14 protein-coding genes are annotated in these 15,772 nt (G+C 41.8%); 9 read left to right on the top strand and 5 right to left on the bottom strand.

The window, feature by feature from the left end; all coding sequences use genetic code 11:
* The first annotated feature begins 274 nt into the window (after positions 1-274).
* From H6G79_RS29210 to H6G79_RS29190, 5 genes are all read left to right on the top strand, one after another.
* On the top strand, positions 275-1,240 hold the full coding sequence (locus H6G79_RS29210) for a threo-3-hydroxy-L-aspartate ammonia-lyase (protein ID WP_190593543.1): 966 nt from the start codon (positions 275-277) through the stop codon (positions 1,238-1,240).
* A gap of 85 nt (positions 1,241-1,325) precedes the next feature.
* Positions 1,326-2,816, top strand: a complete 1,491-nt coding sequence (locus tag H6G79_RS29205) for a DUF1800 domain-containing protein (protein WP_190593541.1) — start codon at positions 1,326-1,328, stop codon at positions 2,814-2,816.
* A gap of 149 nt (positions 2,817-2,965) precedes the next feature.
* Positions 2,966-4,192, top strand: coding sequence for a DUF1501 domain-containing protein (locus tag H6G79_RS29200; protein WP_190593539.1), 1,227 nt, complete (start codon positions 2,966-2,968; stop codon positions 4,190-4,192).
* A gap of 319 nt (positions 4,193-4,511) precedes the next feature.
* Positions 4,512-5,810 (top strand): amino acid permease, encoded by a 1,299-nt coding sequence (locus H6G79_RS29195; RefSeq protein WP_190593537.1) that lies wholly within the window; start codon positions 4,512-4,514, stop codon positions 5,808-5,810.
* 80 nt (positions 5,811-5,890) lie between these two features.
* Positions 5,891-6,436, top strand: coding sequence for an RNA 2'-phosphotransferase (locus tag H6G79_RS29190; protein WP_190593535.1), 546 nt, complete (start codon positions 5,891-5,893; stop codon positions 6,434-6,436).
* Here H6G79_RS29190 and H6G79_RS29185 read toward each other — a convergent pair.
* Positions 6,433-6,861: a hypothetical protein gene (locus tag H6G79_RS29185; protein WP_062288628.1), complete on the bottom strand. Its 429-nt coding sequence runs from the start codon at positions 6,859-6,861 to the stop codon at positions 6,433-6,435. The two genes, H6G79_RS29190 and H6G79_RS29185, sit on opposite strands and share 4 nt — an antisense overlap.
* A 502-nt stretch (positions 6,862-7,363) precedes the next feature.
* Here H6G79_RS29185 and crtA point away from each other — a divergent pair.
* The 3 genes from crtA to H6G79_RS29170 all read left to right on the top strand — a co-directional run bounded on the left by crtA (position 7,364) and on the right by H6G79_RS29170 (position 9,393).
* Positions 7,364-8,242 (top strand): cyanoexosortase A, encoded by an 879-nt coding sequence (gene crtA / locus H6G79_RS29180; RefSeq protein ID WP_190593533.1) that lies wholly within the window; start codon positions 7,364-7,366, stop codon positions 8,240-8,242.
* Positions 8,242-8,430, top strand: a complete 189-nt coding sequence (locus H6G79_RS29175) for a hypothetical protein (protein WP_190593531.1) — start codon at positions 8,242-8,244, stop codon at positions 8,428-8,430. The genes crtA and H6G79_RS29175 overlap by 1 nt, the downstream gene beginning before the upstream one ends.
* Positions 8,431-8,673: 243 nt before the next feature.
* A complete protein-coding gene (locus tag H6G79_RS29170; RefSeq protein WP_190593529.1) occupies positions 8,674-9,393 on the top strand; it encodes an HpsJ family protein in 720 nt (239 codons plus the stop codon).
* Between the two features lie 148 nt (positions 9,394-9,541).
* Here H6G79_RS29170 and rpe read toward each other — a convergent pair whose 3' ends face one another.
* Positions 9,542-10,249: a ribulose-phosphate 3-epimerase gene (gene rpe, locus H6G79_RS29165; RefSeq protein WP_190593527.1), complete on the bottom strand. Its 708-nt coding sequence runs from the start codon at positions 10,247-10,249 to the stop codon at positions 9,542-9,544.
* Positions 10,250-10,481: 232 nt separating this feature from the next.
* Between rpe and H6G79_RS29160 the strand changes: the two genes are divergently transcribed.
* Positions 10,482-12,071, top strand: coding sequence for a S8 family serine peptidase (locus H6G79_RS29160; protein WP_190593526.1), 1,590 nt, complete (start codon positions 10,482-10,484; stop codon positions 12,069-12,071).
* A 228-nt stretch (positions 12,072-12,299) separates the two neighbouring features.
* Here the strand turns inward: H6G79_RS29160 and H6G79_RS29155 are convergent, their stop codons facing one another.
* From H6G79_RS29155 to H6G79_RS29145, 3 genes are all read right to left on the bottom strand, one after another.
* Positions 12,300-13,049, bottom strand: a complete 750-nt coding sequence (locus tag H6G79_RS29155) for an AraC family transcriptional regulator (RefSeq protein ID WP_313934666.1) — start codon at positions 13,047-13,049, stop codon at positions 12,300-12,302.
* Between the two features lie 279 nt (positions 13,050-13,328).
* Positions 13,329-14,723: a tRNA uridine-5-carboxymethylaminomethyl(34) synthesis GTPase MnmE gene (gene mnmE / locus H6G79_RS29150; RefSeq protein WP_190593525.1), complete on the bottom strand. Its 1,395-nt coding sequence runs from the start codon at positions 14,721-14,723 to the stop codon at positions 13,329-13,331.
* Positions 14,724-14,774: 51 nt separating this feature from the next.
* Positions 14,775-15,437, bottom strand: coding sequence for a class I SAM-dependent methyltransferase (locus H6G79_RS29145; protein ID WP_190593523.1), 663 nt, complete (start codon positions 15,435-15,437; stop codon positions 14,775-14,777).
* Between the last annotated feature and the right edge of the window lie 335 nt (positions 15,438-15,772).

Genomic DNA, 15,772 nt, shown 5'->3' with positions numbered 1-15,772 from the left:
AGGACTTACGCAAAAAAACGAAAAAATAAGGTTTTATAACAGGGTGCAGGGGTATGAGGGTGTAAGGGTGTAAGTATCCAAAACCCTTACACCCCATACCCTTTCACCCTCACACCCAATCTCCACAGAAAATTGTAAAAAACCAAAAGTCAAAAGTATTCTTCATTTTTGCCTTTTGACTTACCGCTACGCGGTTGAGGCAGGAGACAGGGTGAGAAGTAAAATCTTTAACTCATTACTCAGCACTCATTACTCATTACTCAGCATAACCACAATGTCACAGCATTACTCTGTCACTGTAGACGATGTAAAAGCAGCACAGGCGCGACTGGCGGGGGTTGCACATCAAACTCCGGTGCTGACTTCGAGAATTGTGAACGATCGCACCCAAAATGAAGTATTTTTTAAATGCGAAAATTTTCAACGCACAGGTGCATTTAAATTTCGGGGTGCTTATAATGCCTTAGTGCAGTTGTCAGAAATTCAAAAACAACAGGGTGTAATTACATTTTCCTCTGGAAATCATGCCCAAGCGATCGCTCTGGCGGGAAAGTTATTACATATTCCCACAACTATTGTGATGCCTGACGATGCGCCAGAAGTGAAGCAGCAAGCTACCCGCAGTTATGGTGCAGAGGTGATTTTATACAGTCGCCATGAAACTGATCGAGAAGAATTAGCCAAAACCTTAGCCAGCGATCGCCATCTTACCTTGATTCCGCCTTACGATCATCCCCACGTCATCGCCGGACAAGGAACCACAGCGTTAGAACTCATTCAAGAAGTTGGGCAACTAGATTATTTATTAGTTTGTTGTGGCGGTGGTGGCTTAATATCAGGATGTGCGATCGCCACAAAAGCTCTATTACCTACCTGTAAAGTGATTGGTGTCGAACCAGAACTAGCTGATGATGCAACTCGTTCTTTTCACAGTAAAACTCTGCAAACTGTAATTAATCCACCGACAATTGCCGATGGTGTGCGGACTCCCAGTTTAGGTAAGTTAACTTTTCCCCTAGTGCTGAATTACGTTGATGATATGGTGACAGTCTCAGAAACTGCCATTATTAATAGTATGTTTTTCCTTTGGGAACGCCTGAAAATTGTCGTTGAACCCACTGGTGCATTAGCCACCGCCGCCTTACTCAGCAATGTGGTGTCAGTAAAAGATGCAAAAATAGGTGTAATTATCAGTGGTGGTAATGTAGATTTAGCAAAGGTAGCTAAATTTATTCAGTAATTCACTGAGGAGATTTTGAACTTTTTTTCGAGTTAGCCAGTCAAATAACGATGTGTTCGCCAACTGAGCAAGGATAACTCAAGTTATGACAGTCAAACCCAGATATTTGGTATTGTTGCTGTTCATCTTGTTGGTAGGAAGTGACCCCATCTATGCAGCTAATAAGCCTGTTGACCCAAAAATATTACACATAATTAATCGGTTGAGTTTTGGGGCAAAACCTGGAGAGATTCAAAAAGTCGAGTCTTTAGGTGTAGAGCGTTATATTAAAGCCCAACTTTCACCCAATTCCATATCAGAACCACCCAGCCTTACCCGCCAGCTTTCGCAATTAGAAACACTCAATTTAAATACAGTCGAACTTAGAAACTATCTCAAGGCTCCACCACAAGCAACCCCAGAAGAAAAGAAAGCTTTGCAAAAGAAAGGCGGCAAAATTTTACAAGAAGCCGTGAAAGCGCGGTTACTACGAGCCACTAGCAGTAACCGCCAACTGCAAGAAGTGATGGTGGACTTTTGGTATAACCATTTCAATGTTTATTCTGGTAAAGGAAATGCTCGCTACTGGGTGGGAGCGTATGAACAAGAAGCAATCAGACCTTATGCTTTAGGGCGATTTCGTGATTTACTCGGAGCCACAGCCCATCATCCCGCAATGCTAGTTTATTTAGACAACTCGCAAAACAAAGCTAGTCGTCGTCCTGGTGCTACGCCACGAGTAAACGAAAACTATGCGCGAGAATTGATGGAACTGCATACTCTGGGTGCAGATGGTGGCTACACGCAACAAGATGTGATTGCTTTAGCGAGAATTTTTACAGGTTGGGGAATAGCACGTCCAGGTCAACAGACAAATGGCAAATCGGTATTTTACTTTGACCCCAAGTTTCATGATCCTAATGATAAGGTTTTTTTAGGACGCACTATTAAAGCTAGTGGTCAAGCTGAAGGCGAACAAGCTTTAGATATATTGGCGCAAAGTCCGGCCACAGCCCATCATATTAGTTATCAATTGGCTCAGTATTTTGTGAGCGATCGCCCACCTGCTAGTTTAGTTGATCGTCTGGCACAACGCTTTCGTAATACTGATGGCAATATTCGCGCAGTTTTAGAAACTTTATTTCAAAGCCCAGAATTTTGGGATAAAAAATATTTCAACGCTAAATTTAAAACTCCATTTCAATATACTGTCTCCGCAGTCCGGGCTACAGGCCTAGAGGTTAACAACACCATACCTCTATCTCGTAACCTGGAACAGTTAGAAATGCCTGTGTACGGTTGCCGCACTCCAGACGGGTACAAAAATACACAAGATGTCTGGTTGAATCCCGAAGCGATGAACCGTCGCCTCAGCTTTGCCACTGCGTTAGGTAGTGGTCGCTTACCACTTTTAGGTATAGCCAATAATCAACCCAAAAATAAAAGCATTAACCCTGTTCAGCCCCTGGATGCAACACAGCTAATTAACACCTTGGGTAACTCTCTATCGCCTAAAACCCAAAGTGCGATCGCTGCTAGTCCTCCAGAACTCAAAGCTGCATTAGTCTTGGGTAGCCCCGAATTTATGCGTCGTTAGTAGAGTGCTGAGTGCTGTTCACTTCGACTTCGCTCAGTGAACAGAATAGTAGGTTGGGTGTAGCGATAGCGTAACCCAACAGAGTATGCGTGAATGTTGGGTTCCGTTCGTCCACCCAACCTTGTATATTGAGCAATACCGAATTATTTATGAAAAGACGTGATTTTCTGATCCAAGCAGGATTTTTTTCGACAACTGCGATCGCTTCGGTTAGTTGTAATACTTGGGTAGTACATTCTGCTACCAAGAAAAGCGATCGTCAGCGTTTGATTGTGATTTTTATGCGTGGTGGTGCAGATGGTTTAAATATTGTTGTGCCTTATGCAGAGCCAGCATACTATCAAGCCCGACCAAAAATTGCCCTTGCCAAACCAGGACAAGAAAAAGGCGTTTTAGATTTAGATGGACACTTTGGTTTACATCCAGCCCTAGCCCCATTAATGCCCTTCTGGCAACAAGGAAATTTAGCCTTTGTTCATGCTGCGGGTTCCCCTGATCCTTCGCGTTCCCATTTTGACGCGCAGTTTTATATGGAAATTGGCATTCCTGGGAACCAAAGAGTGAGCGAAGGTTGGATGAATCGCTTAATGGGTGCTATCTCCAATAAAACACCCATCCAAGCCGTGAGTGTTGGTACAACCAAACCACGCATTTTAAATGGTCAAATGCCAGTTGCGAATTTAGCCTCCGGGAGAAATGCTAACAAACCAATCGCCATAGATAGACCACAAGTAAGTGCCGCCTTTGACCGATTGTATGGTGGTAACGATGCCCTCAGTCAAACTTATCATCAAGGTCGTGTTGCTCGTGAAGCCTTGATGACTGATTTAGCCCAAGAAATGAAAATGGCAAATAATGGCGCACCCTTACCCGATGGCTTTGCGGGTGATGCCCAAAGATTAGGCAAACTCATGGCTAAAGATCCGAGAATTGAATTAGGGTTTATGGCCTTGGGTGGTTGGGATACCCATGTAAATCAAGGTAGCGATCGCGGTTATTTAGCCAGAGGCTTAGGCAGTTTAGGCAAAGGATTAGCCGCCTTAGCCCAAAGTTTAGGCCCCACCTATCAAAACACAGTCATATTAGTCATGTCAGAATTTGGCAGGACATTACGCGAAAATGGCAACGGCGGCACAGATCACGGACATGGCAATGTGATGTGGGTTTTAGGCGGTAAAGTCCGTGGCGGTAAAGTTTACGGCGAATGGCCTGGTTTAGAAACAGCCCAACTTTATGAAAAACGAGACTTGGCTGTTACCACCGATTTTCGAGATGTAATTTCTGATGTCTTAGCACGACATCTATCTGTAAACGACACCCAACTAAGTAAAGTCTTCCCCAGTTATACACCCAAGCAAAAAATTGCTTTGTTGTAGGAAGTTAGAGGTTACAGGTGAGAGGTTACAGGTGACAGCATTAAAAGCTTTGTCTCCCTTGTCCCCCTTGTCCCTCTTCTCTCACTAAGGTTTAGTTAGTAATTTGTGCTTCTCTTCGCGCCCTACCCTGCGGGAAGCCCTTCGGGTTCAGCAGTCGCTCATGGGGGAAACCCCCAAGACCGCGCTGCTTCACCGCTATCGCGTCTATGCGCCCTTTGCGGTTCGTTTAAAAAGTGTCATTAATCACATTTTTTAACCAAATACTGATTACCAAAAGTCTCTGCTAAGATAATTGGTTACATAAGTTAACATTTTTTCTATGACCACAATTAAGACAGCTTTCCAGACACATCAACAAGAAGTCACACGCTTGTTTTCGCATGTGCAGGTTGAGGGTAACAAACTGACTCATCAACCGGGGAGTGTTCTGGGAAGCACCGCCTTAGTTGCAGGTACAACCGTAGGTGCGGGAATTTTGGCGTTACCTGCGGTGACATTGCCTTCTGGCGTGATTCCTTCAACAGTCTTGTTAATTGGTGTCTGGCTGTATACTTTAGTTTCTGGTTTATTAATTGCCGAAGTTAATGTTAATACCATGCGTTCGGCTGGTCGTCCCAGTGTGGGCTTAATGGCAATGATTGAAAACACCCTGGGAACTACGGGAGCAGGAATAGCTGGTGTGGCATATATGTTACAGCACTATGCTTTGTTGGTAGCTTATGTTACCCAAGGCGGTGAGATTTTGATGTCTGCGATTTCTCATCTTTGGGGTGGAGAAAATTATTTACCTAGCTGGGTGGGAACAGCAGCGTTTACATTGCTGTTTGGCAGCATTATGTACTTAGGACGGGAAAAATTCATTGAAAAATTGAATAACTTCTTGGTGGGAATTGTCATTGTGTCTTTTTTGGGACTCTTTTTATTAGGAGTTACCCAAGTCCAAGGTGTACATTTTCTGTTTCAAAACTGGAGTGCATTAGGGACGGCTGTACCAGTCATGTTAGTTGCCTTGTTTTACCATAACGTTGTGCCGGTGGTGGTAACGCAGTTAGAAGGAGATAGTCGTAAAGTTCGCCAGTCAATTATTGTTGGTTCAGCAATTCCTTTGGTGATGTTTTTAGCTTGGAATGCTGTGATTTTGGGTAGTGTCAGTCCAGAGACGATTCATAGTACAACTATTTTCGACCCCATCCAAGTGCTGCGGGCTGGTGGCGGTGGAGAATTATTAGGAGTGTTGGTATCTATTTTTTCAGAATTTGCGATCGCCACATCCTTTATTGGATTTGTTTACGGTTTGCTAGACTTCTTCCAAGATATTTTTGCAAAAACACAAACCAAACCCACCAGCCGCTTACCCTTATATTCCCTGGTGTTACTACCACCCCTCGGTTTAGGTGCAATTAACCCCAGCATTTTCTTCACCGCTTTAGATTTTGCTGGTACTTTTAGCATCTCAATTTTAGGTGGCATTATTCCCGCATTAGCCACATGGAAACAACGTCAACAACTGCAACACACAAATCAGTTTGTTCCTGGTGGTAAGCTGACACTGATTTTAATGATAGGAATTGCAGTAGTTATGATACTAAAAGAAATTCTGGCGATGGCAAATTTCTGAGTGCTGAGTGCTGAGTGCTGAGTTCTGAGTTAAAGATATCTACTTTTCACCCCTGCTCCCTGTCACCTGTCACCTGCTATATGAATACTCCCCGCCTAGTCAAGATTAGTAAATTCTTAAGCAAATATCTCCGCCACCAACCAGAATCTTTAGGTATTCAACTTGCGCCTGGTGGTTGGGTTGCAGTGGATGAACTTTTAGCGGCTTGTGCTGAACATAAGTTTCCGATTACTCGCCAGGAATTAACAGCAGTAGTCACCACCAACGATAAACAACGCTTTAGTTTTGACTCGACAGGTACTTTAATTCGCGCCAACCAAGGACACAGCGTCGAAGTCGATTTACAATTACAACCTGCTGTCCCACCTGATGTGCTGTATCACGGTACTGGACACAAAGCTGTTGAGTCTATTTTGCAAACTGGACTCAGCAAAATGTCTCGCCACCATGTCCACTTATCACAGGATATAACTACAGCCACAACTGTCGGCGCAAGACATGGTAAACCCGTAGTTTTTGCGGTGGATGCAGCAACTATGTATCAGGCGGGTTACATCTTCTACTGTTCTGACAATGGTGTGTGGTTAGTAGATGCTGTGCCGCCAGAATATCTCCGCCAGCTTTAAAATCTACTACTGGGGAAGAAGAGCAAATCTACGGCTTCACCAATAAATAAACCTGTTCCTGCCAAGAATGTTAACACCCGAAATGACTCTTTTTTGTCGAAGCCGGCAAAACGCATTTCTAAATCTGCTAACAATGTAGTTGCGATCGGTATTAAAAATAAACTAAACAATACTGACCAAGTTGCTACTAAAGCTACTGATGCACCTAAAGTTAAAATCACAATTAAAATTTTAGAACCAAAAGCCGTTAGCTCTTCCAGCCAAGCATTACTTCTGCGGACAACCGCGATCGCCACAGCCGCAATAAAAGCTCCTACTAACCAAACAATGTGATGTACTGCCAAATACCATCCCAGTAAGGCATAAGCCAACCACAATAGTACAAGGGGTAGCATAGGAATCTTATGCACAAATCCCGCGTTCATATTTTTGAATAATAAAAATTTAAAACTTACTAATTTAAATTCTAATCAGAAATTGATGACAGCAATTTCTTGTCCATAGTACTTAATAGTTTGTAAATATCTCATACAAAAACGCAAGATTAGAAAACATCAAAATCTACATATTAATGCTTGCAATATTCTACTAATTGTGCATCTCAAAAACCGGAAAAATACTTTTATCCTAACTCTCAATATAAAGTATAAAAATACACTTTATTTATGATTGCCAGAAAATAAGTTTACACAAAATTTACATAATTCATCAACCAATGATGATATCTAAATCCTGTAAATAAGGCATTTATCACTGCTTTGGGAGGAAAATGAGTAACTTGTGAACTTAAAGATTTAATAAAAATTTATAAAAAAGTTTGATTATATTTACTTAAGTAGTATTCTAAAATACTATGCTTATTAAAAAAATTACTAAAAAATTTTGATCACAAATTAATAGTCATCATTCATTTAATCTAAAAAGTACATGAAAGCAACTCGCATTTTTCCCCAACCACTCACCAACCCTCAACTGTGGTTATTAGGAATAGGTGGAGGTTTAGTTGCAACACTTTTAACGATCATTTGGAAAGCAGATGATGATTCTCATTTGGGAATGACAGTTTTAGCTTTATTCGCTGTCTTCTCACTATTAGGAGATAAAAAACATAAACTGAAATTAGAAAGTGATGTTATTTCTAGTGTTTTAGGCACAGTTTTAATCGGCATTGTACTTTGGTATAGTACTCATTTTCCACCTGGAAAATTATTTGCAGTTTATACTCACATAGCGCCCTTTGTGGCAGCTTTAGGATTGAGTTTACTAGCTTCTGGCTATCAGGGATTAAAGCAATATTGGCAAGAATTAGTAATTATTTTTTTTGCTGGTGTTCCTAAAGTATTAATCTTTGCTTTAATAGATATTAAACCCTTATCTATTTTGACAGCCAAATTCTCTACATTAATGCTTTGGTATGCTGGGTTTGAAGTAGCTCTCCAAGATGTCTATATAAATTTACCAACAGGTGGCATTAAAGTAGCAGAAAACTGTGCCGGGATAGAGTGGATATGCCATCTTTTAGGGTTAGCTGTAATTGGTTTATTAATGTTTCCTCCAGAACGTAAAAAAAGAATATTTGTGCCGATAGTGGCTGTAATTATTGCTTTTATTGTGAATGCAGTCAGAGTGGCAATTTTAGCTGTGATGGCAGCGAATCAAAATCAAAATTCTTTTAAATTTTGGCATGTCGGAGATGGTTCTTTAATATTTGGGATGATTACAGTCATACTTTTTGGTATATTTTACTGGTTCTTACTCAATCAAAAAGCAGAGAAAGACAAGAATATTACAAGGGCTGAAAGCTAATGGAGACTTGGAGTAAACTGCGGATTTTATTATTAGCTGTCACTCTAGGCTGTGTAGTTGTAGTGTTTTTGAATGTTCTCCAAAAGCAGTCATTCAAAAAGCCGAAGCTGGAGGAAATCAGAAGCGAAGTTTACATTGATCAACTCCAGCCAACAGAAATCACAAGTCAACCAATTTTGGATTTTTAGATTTGCAATTTTGGATTGACCCCGATCACAAGGGATAAACAATTTTTGATTTTAGATTTGCGATAGCGCAGCGTTAGCGACGCAGGAGCGTCTTTTAGATTAAATCCAAAATTTAAAATCCAAAACCCAAAATTCTGCGGTGTGGGGATTGTACCCTAAAGAATCCAAAATCCAAAATCCAAAATCTAAAATTCGGAGGGTCAAAATGAGATTTTTATCGTTACGTAACATTTGCTAGAAATTATGACCAAATCAAACACTGATAAACTAATTCCCGTAATTCAAGAGTTGCAGGAATTTGCCTTCAACCAAGTAGGCTCTATGACAATTTTGCGAGTCCTTGGTTATGGATTATTGTTATTGGCGTTATTTGATATAGTGGAAACTTTAGTACCACCTAGCTTTATGAATCCTGTTTGGGAATTTCAAGCTTTTGGTGTATTAGTTGAAAGAATCCCTGTAACTTTAATTGGTTTAGCGTTAGTATTTTTTGGTGAGTTACATGCTAGAGCTAAGTGGGAATTTTTTACTGTTAGGTTGCTATCTTGGCTAAGTTTATTATTAGCAATCATTTTTATATTACTGATTCCTGTGGGTGTGAGTAATACTGTTAGACTGAGTAAACAAAGTTATAATCAAATTAATAACTTATCTCAGCAGCAAATAACTCAAGCCGAACAAGTTGAACAGCAATTGAGCCAAGCTAAACCAGAGCAAATTGAAAGTTTTCTGAAAAGTCAAGGTCGTTCTGTAGACGCAAGTAATCCCCAAGAATTAAAAACAAAAGTTTTGTCTGAGGTTTCACAAGCTAAAGAAAGAATCAAGCTACAAGCACAAGCTAATCAATCGACTCAGCGATTAAATTTACTGAAAAATTCTGTGAAATGGAATCTTGGGGCTTTAGTTGCAGGTACTTTATTTTTCATCTTTTGGAAAACTACTAGTTGGGCGAGAAGTAGGTGACAGGTGATAGATGATAGGTAACAGTTAAGAATGGGTGTAAGGGTGTAAGGGTGTAGGGGTGTGGGGGTTTTGAAGGTGAAACAAAAAAATAGGGCGGACAACTTAGATAATGTCCACCCTGTTTGAATTAATGCAAAACTTTATGCGCTTACACTTTTGCTAGTTCTGGTGTGGGGCGTTTGCTGTTGCGGATATTGGTAATAGCTTCCGCATAATCTTTGGCGTTGAATACAGCAGAACCAGCCACAATTGCGTTAGCACCTGCTTCTAAAACTTGCCAGGTGTTGTTGGCTTTGAGTCCACCATCAACTTCAATCCAGGGGTTGAGTCCGCGTTCGTCGCATATCTGACGCAGTTTTCTAATTTTTGGTAATACGCCAGGAATGAAGCTTTGACCACCGAAACCGGGGTTAACACTCATGATGAGTACTAAGTCACAGAGTTCGAGTACGTACTCAATAAATTCTAAGGGTGTGGAAGGATTGAGTACTACCCCTGCTTGTTTACCAAGTTCTTTAATTTGACCGAGTGTGCGGTGTAGGTGTGGGGAAGCATTATGTTCAGCGTGTACAGAGATAATATCTGCGCCGGCTTTAGCAAAACCTTCGACATATTTTTCTGGTTCCACAATCATCAAGTGGACATCCAGAGGCTTTGTAGTAACCGGACGAATCGCCTCCACAACCAGAGGGCCTATCGTAATATTAGGTACAAAACGACCGTCCATTACATCAACATGAATCCAATCTGCTCCAGCTGCGTCTACTGCGCGAATTTCGTCGCCCAGACGACTAAAATCGGCTGATAGGATAGATGGAGCAATCACAATGGGCTTTTCAGATCGGTTTTGGGTCATGGCTAGTGGGTTTTTAAGCTTCCTCGTCTGTAGGCATTGTAACAAAATGGTGTAACAAAATATTGAGTAATTCTCGTTAATTTAGTTTTGCTTTGTCAGGAAATGGTGAGGTAGGGGAGCAGAAAGACAAGGGGGACAAGGGAGACAAGGGAGATAAGGGGGAAAGAAGAAGAACTATTGACCATTGACAAATGACAAATGACTATTGACCATTGACCATTGACTAATAACTATGAACAAAAAACTAAACTGGCTAATTTGGGGTTTGAGTGCTTCTTGTTTGAGTGTGCCTGTAATGGCTTCAGGTTTACAAACATCTTTAGGAACAAATGGTATTGATGCTTTAAAACTACATCAGCCTCCTTATAATTTAATCGGTCGTAAGATAGCCATTGGTCAAGTAGAAATCGGTCGTCCGGGAATGTTTGGTTGGGATAAGGCGGTCTCGAAAAATCGCACGATATCTTTGGCGGCGGTTTTTTTACGCAATGGCCCGGCGAAGTCAAATACGGGTGTTGACCCCCACGCTTATAATGTGGCTGGGGTGATGGTAAGTACAGATAAGGCTTTACCAGGGGTAGCGCCGGGAGCGAGGCTGTATTCTTCGGCTGTAGGATCTACGAAAAATATGGGTCAGCCAGAAGAGTGCATATCAGCACAGCACATAGCACTACAAAACGGTGGCGATATCCGCGCGATTAACTTTAGCTTTGGCGAACCCCTCAACCGTGATCCACGACCGGATGCTGTTCTAGATGGGAATGCTTTGTTAACGATGTGCGTTGATTGGTCAAGCCGGGTTCACGATGTTTTGTATGCGATCGCCGGCAATCAAGGTAAAGGGGGTATTCCGATTCCTACAGATAATTTTAATGGAGTTAACGTGGCTTTTTCATCCCGACGGGGTGGGATTTTTAATAAAGTAGATGTTTCTAACCTGGCTGGGCTAAATCAGGGAGTAAGTGGTAGGTTAGCCGGAAGAGAGTTTAATGCTGATGGTCGTCGTGCTGTTAGTATAGTTGCGCCTGGGAGTAATATCCCTTTGCTGAATCCTGACGGCAAAATTAATAAAGCTACAGGTACAAGTTTTGCTGCGCCTCATGTTACAGCAACTGTAGCGTTGTTACAGGAATTTGGCGATCGCCAACTGCGAACCAAAAAACCTAACTGGAGTGTTGACAGTCGTCGTCATCAAGTGATGAAAGCAGTTTTACTCAACTCCGCCGATAAAGTCCAAGACAGTGGTAACGGCTTACGCTTGGGAATGACGCGGACACTCATCGATAAACAAAATCAAAATTGGTTAGAGTCTGATGCTTACCAAGACCCAAAAATTCCTTTAGATGCTCAAATGGGGACTGGTCATTTAAATGCTTTTCGGGCTTATCAACAATTTAGCGCGGGTCAGTGGGAACCGACAAAAGCTGTTTCCGCAGTTGGTTGGGATTATCGCCAAGTCACGGCGGGAAATGCGGTTGATTATCAGTTAACTAAACCGTTGAAGCAAGGAAGTTTTGTTTCGATTACACTGGCTTGGGATAGATTAGTTGAGTTGAGCGATCGCAATCAAAACCAAGTGTTTGATATTGGCGAAAGTTTTAGCGATAAAGGTTTGAATAATCTTGACCTGTATCTAGTCAAAGCGGATGCGAAAAACTCTGAAACTGCTGCTGTTTGTTCTTCTATAAGTCCAATTGATAGTGTAGAACATATTTTTTGTCCCGTGCCGACAAATGGTAATTACAAAATTCGTGTGCAGTTTCGTCAACAAGTCAACCTCCCCACTCAACCTTATGCTTTGGCTTGGTGGACGGTGAATTGAGGTGTGAAGTATTAAGACTAATAATTAGGTTGTGTAGAGACGTTGTATACAACGTCTCTATGGCAATCCTATCTAAGCAGGACTTACGCAAAAGGATGAAAAAACGAACCGCAAAGGACGCATAGACGCGATAGCGGCTTCCCGCAGGGTAGGACACAAAGAAGGAGAAGAAAGGGAAGAAAGAGAAGAAAGAGAATTTCACCAATGATTTAGGATGGCTGTACTACTTCAGTTTTTCCCGCCTGCTATCCGTGAACGTAAACGTTCCACATCTTTCACTGGTGGCGCACCGAACATCCGAGAATATTCACGGCTGAATTGTGATGGGCTTTCATAACCGACTTGATAAGCCGCATTCGTCGCGGCGGAGTTTTCAACAAGCATCAGACGACGTGCTTCCAAGAGTCTTAAATGCTTTTGATATTGCAGTGGACTCATGGAAGTGACTTTCTTGAAATGGTGATGGAAAGACGAAACCGACATACTCGCCTGTTCTGCTAAATCTTCGATTCGCATCGGTTTGGTATATTCAGTTTTGATCAGTTTAATTACCTCAGCAATGCGCTGCATATTACTACCAGATGTGGCTATTTGGCGTACAGCTTCTCCTTGTTCACCCATTAATAGCCTGTAATAAATTTCTCGCATCATCATGGGTGCGAGGATGGGAATATCTTGGGGTGTATCTAAAAGCTTTGTGAGTCTGATGGCGCAATCAAGTAAAGATGCTGAAGCATTACTGATGAACAAACCTCTGACAGAGTGTTCTTTTTTCGTGGTATTTGGTTTAGTTTGGGTAATAATTTCACAGAGTTGAACTGGGTCTAAATTCAGCTTGAATCCTAAATAGGGTTTATCTGGTGTTGCTTCTACAACAAATCCATTAATAGGCAAATCAACGGAGACAACCAGATATTGACCTTCGCCATAAAAATAGCTTTCTTCACCCAGCAGCGCCTTTTTTTTACCTTGAAGCACGATCGCTAAAATTGGTTGATAAACAGTGCAGATTGCTGTATTGGGTGACGACAGGAATCAAATAATATCCGCGTCACGACAATTTCTCCTGGTGTAGTTGAGACTGAACTTGGTTCTGATATTACCCAAGAGTCAGGCAAAGATGCGTTAAAAGCATTCCGCAGAATTTCACTGCAACCAGATGCGATCGCTCAAGCAGTATTGTATGCTGTGTCTCAACCTGATTATGTGGATATTAATGAAGTAATTGTCCGACCAACAGCCAGCCCTGTGTAAAGTTTATTTCCCAATACAAAAGCGGCTAAAAATGCGATCTAAAACCGACTCGGTAACTTCTTCGCCAGTAATTTCTCCTAATGCTTGAATTGCACCACGCAAATCAATTGTCCAAAAGTCGAGGGGTAATTGTTGATCAATTGTGGCTTGTACTTGTTCTAAAGAAATTTTAGCTTGGGTTAAAGCCGCCGCTTGTCTTTGATTAATGGCTAAATCCATATCAGCCGCTTGAAGTTTACCGAGTTGAACTTTTTCTAAAATCGCCGTTTCTAAATCATCAATTCCGCGATTTTGTGAGGCGGCGGTGAGAATTTTGGATTTTGGATTTTGGATTTTAGATTGTAGAAGTTGGCTTGTAGTTTCATCAACTAAATCAACTTTATTAATGACTAAAATTAGGGGACGGTCTTGTACTTGTTCGTAAATTTCTTGGTCGCCTTCAGTCCAACCGGTACTCGCATCGATGGTGAATAATACCAAATCGGCTGCATTTGCAGCACGCCGCGATCGCTCTACGCCGATTTTTTCAACTTGGTCGGCGGTTTCTCGAATACCTGCTGTATCTAGGACTTGTACAGGAATGCCGCCCACCACTAACTGCGATTCCACCACATCGCGGGTTGTGCCGGGTAAATCGGTGACAATGGCGCGATCGCTCCGACTCCAAGCATTCAACAAGCTGGATTTCCCCACATTCGGACGACCGACAATTGCCACTTTTAACCCTGTACGCAACAATTCCCCTTTATCTCTAGTTGTTAATAAATGAGTAATTTCTGCGGCAATTTTTTCTATTGCTGATATGATGCCTTTATCATCCAACGGGGGTAAATCTTCCTCAAAATCAATTCGCGCTTCAATTTCTGCCAAAATATCCAAACAGTTGGCGCGTAACTGGCGGATGGGATGAGCTAATTTTCCTTGTAAACCAGCTAAGGCAGTTTGGGCGGCTTGGGGAGACTTCGCCCCGACTAAATCCGCAATACTTTCGGCTTGGGTTAAATCGAGTCTGCCATTTAAAAATGCCCGTAAGGTAAATTCTCCTGGCTGTGCTAATCTTGCGCCATTTTCTAGACATAATTGCAAAACCTGTTGGACAGCAATAATTCCACCATGACAATGAAATTCCACCACATCTTCGCGGGTGTAGGAACGTGGTGCTTTCATTACTAGGAGTAAAGCTTCATCTACAAGTTTTTGCGTCTGGGGATGACGAATGTAACCGTAGAGAATGCGATGACTTTCCCAAACTTGCTTTCCTGGGGCGTGAAATAATGTTTGGGCAATAGCCATTGCTTGGGAACCAGAGACGCGCACAATACTAACGCTACCTTGTTGGGGGACAACAGCAGTAGCGATCGCGGCGATGGTTCCAGTGGTGGCAAATATTTCGGGCATTGTTTATTTATCTCACGCAGAGGCGCAAAGGCGCAAAGGTATTGTGGAGAGTTAATTTTTAAGTGCCAAGGTCAAGCCGTCGGCGATGGGAATTAAACTGAGGGTGATGCGGGAATCTTGGTGGAGTTTTTGGTTGAAAGCGCGGATTTTTTTAGTGCGATTGTCTTGAACTTCGGGATCTGCAACTCTACCCGACCATAAAACATTATCAATGGCAATTAATCCACCCGGACGGACTAATTTTAGCGATCGCTCATAATAATTATCATAGTTACTTTTGTCGGCATCGATGAAGGCAAAATCAAAGGTGTCGGCTTCACCACTGGCTAACAATCTATCCAATGTTTCCAGTGCTGGGGCGAGATGTAAGTCTATTTTCTCGGCGACTCCGGCTTGTTGCCAATAACGACGAGCGATCGCAGTAAACTCTTCACTAATATCACAAGCTACGACTTTGCCTGTTTTTGGTAGTGCTAATGCCACAACCAAAGTACTATAGCCCGTAAACACACCAATTTCTAAAGTTTTCTGCGCTCCCATTAACTTTACCAGCAAAGACATCAACTGCCCTTGTTCTGGTGCAATTTGCATTCTTCCCATTGGATGTTGGGCGGTTTCTTGGCGTAATTGCGTTAATACTTCTGGTTCCTGCACAGAAACAGATAGCAAATATTCATATAAATTTTCTGCTAAACCCAATGTTTTAGTAGTCATCAAGATAAAAGGTGTTGTACTTGATAATACATAGCAATTTTAAATCACTGAGGAATAAGCTCCAAGATTGTCAGTTGAAACTGAATATAAATATCCTAAATCATTTACAAACATCTCTCCCTTGTCTCCCTTGTCTCCCTTATCTCAAATATAACTGCATAACTGCGATCATTTCACTCTTCAGATTGAGTTAGCAGATAATCGCTTTCCATCTAGAGATTGATTAATACTCCTAACTTAATAGATACCTTAAAAACAGATAAAGAGACTTTAATTCTTTATCGATAAGTAGAGTTGTGTACTTTGTTTTCCGTGGTCAGAATAAGAGCATTTTT

Origin of the sequence: Anabaena sp. FACHB-83 (assembly GCF_014697485.1) — a bacterium.
GTDB lineage: Bacteria > Cyanobacteriota > Cyanobacteriia > Cyanobacteriales > Nostocaceae > Nostoc_B.
This window is presented reverse-complemented; position numbering and strand designations above follow the sequence as displayed.

Bases quoted from the DNA above. Each gene is read 5' to 3' on its own strand.
- rpe (WP_190593527.1), bottom strand. From the start codon at position 10,249: ATGACCCAAAACCGATCTGAAAAGCCCATTGTGATTGCTCCATCTATC.
- H6G79_RS29190 (WP_190593535.1), top strand. From the start codon at position 5,891: ATGAATACTCCCCGCCTAGTCAAGATTAGTAAATTCTTAAGCAAATAT.
- H6G79_RS29170 (WP_190593529.1), top strand. From the start codon at position 8,674: ATGACCAAATCAAACACTGATAAACTAATTCCCGTAATTCAAGAGTTG.
- H6G79_RS29210 (WP_190593543.1), top strand. From the start codon at position 275: ATGTCACAGCATTACTCTGTCACTGTAGACGATGTAAAAGCAGCACAG.
- H6G79_RS29160 (WP_190593526.1), top strand. From the start codon at position 10,482: ATGAACAAAAAACTAAACTGGCTAATTTGGGGTTTGAGTGCTTCTTGT.
- H6G79_RS29200 (WP_190593539.1), top strand. From the start codon at position 2,966: ATGAAAAGACGTGATTTTCTGATCCAAGCAGGATTTTTTTCGACAACT.
- H6G79_RS29145 (WP_190593523.1), bottom strand. From the start codon at position 15,437: ATGACTACTAAAACATTGGGTTTAGCAGAAAATTTATATGAATATTTG.
- crtA (WP_190593533.1), top strand. From the start codon at position 7,364: ATGAAAGCAACTCGCATTTTTCCCCAACCACTCACCAACCCTCAACTG.
- H6G79_RS29175 (WP_190593531.1), top strand. From the start codon at position 8,242: ATGGAGACTTGGAGTAAACTGCGGATTTTATTATTAGCTGTCACTCTA.
- H6G79_RS29185 (WP_062288628.1), bottom strand. From the start codon at position 6,861: ATGAACGCGGGATTTGTGCATAAGATTCCTATGCTACCCCTTGTACTA.
- H6G79_RS29195 (WP_190593537.1), top strand. From the start codon at position 4,512: ATGACCACAATTAAGACAGCTTTCCAGACACATCAACAAGAAGTCACA.
- H6G79_RS29205 (WP_190593541.1), top strand. From the start codon at position 1,326: ATGACAGTCAAACCCAGATATTTGGTATTGTTGCTGTTCATCTTGTTG.
- mnmE (WP_190593525.1), bottom strand. From the start codon at position 14,723: ATGCCCGAAATATTTGCCACCACTGGAACCATCGCCGCGATCGCTACT.